Source organism: Corynebacterium sp. HMSC072A02 (assembly GCF_001810085.1).
Classification (GTDB): Bacteria; Actinomycetota; Actinomycetes; order Mycobacteriales; family Mycobacteriaceae; genus Corynebacterium; species Corynebacterium hesseae.
Map to the genome: position 1 here is coordinate 1 of NZ_KV799872.1, position 660 is coordinate 660.

The window sequence follows — 660 nt, forward strand, 5'->3', positions numbered from 1 at the left end:
CCACTACGTGTCCACGATTTGCGGGCAACCCCAGAGCGTGAAAATCAGGCTGGTCGTAGGCCATCGTCCGTTTACTCCGGCCGTCGCTGAATCGATCATCGAACCATCCAGGTGGAAGTTGACGGAAACGCTCTAGAGTTAGTTCCTCATCGTTGATGACTTTCTTTGCTCGGGATACTTCTCGTCGTGAACATCCCAATGCGTGTGTGATCTGCGCGTAGCTAGCACCATCAAGGCACATCGCGATGATCTGTTTGAAGTTGGCCACAAGGACCAGCTCCTTCCAAGTAGAAGTTGACGCAACACCACCGGATCGTGGTGCCGCCAACATCAACTATGAAAGAAACCGGCCCTTCCGGTTTTAGAGTGCGTTGATTTTGTCCTGTAGTTGTCCGGAGTGGATCAGGCACCGCAAGATGTAGTGGTTGAGGTTTTTGAAACCTAGGGCGATGCCGCGTAGGTGTTCGAGTCTGCCGTTGATTGCCTCGACGGGGCCGTTGGATGCACCGATATCAAAGTAGGCGAGCACATCTTTGCGTCGTCGCCATAGGGTGCGTCCTAGTTGGGCGAGCTCTTCTAGGCCTTGTGGTAATCCTTTGCGCAGGGTGTGGATGATGCGTTCCATGAGCTTTTTGCCTTCCGATTTCCTCGGATGCGCGT

General features: G+C 53.6%; 2 protein-coding genes. Both read right to left on the reverse strand.

Annotated elements, in window-relative coordinates:
• The coding region (locus tag HMPREF2698_RS13030) for a helix-turn-helix domain-containing protein (protein ID WP_141748950.1) at positions 1-268 on the reverse strand (268 nt) is incomplete at its 3' end.
• Between the two features lie 93 nt (positions 269-361).
• Positions 362-660: transposase (locus HMPREF2698_RS11105; RefSeq protein WP_141748951.1), on the reverse strand; the 299-nt coding region annotated here is incomplete at its 5' end.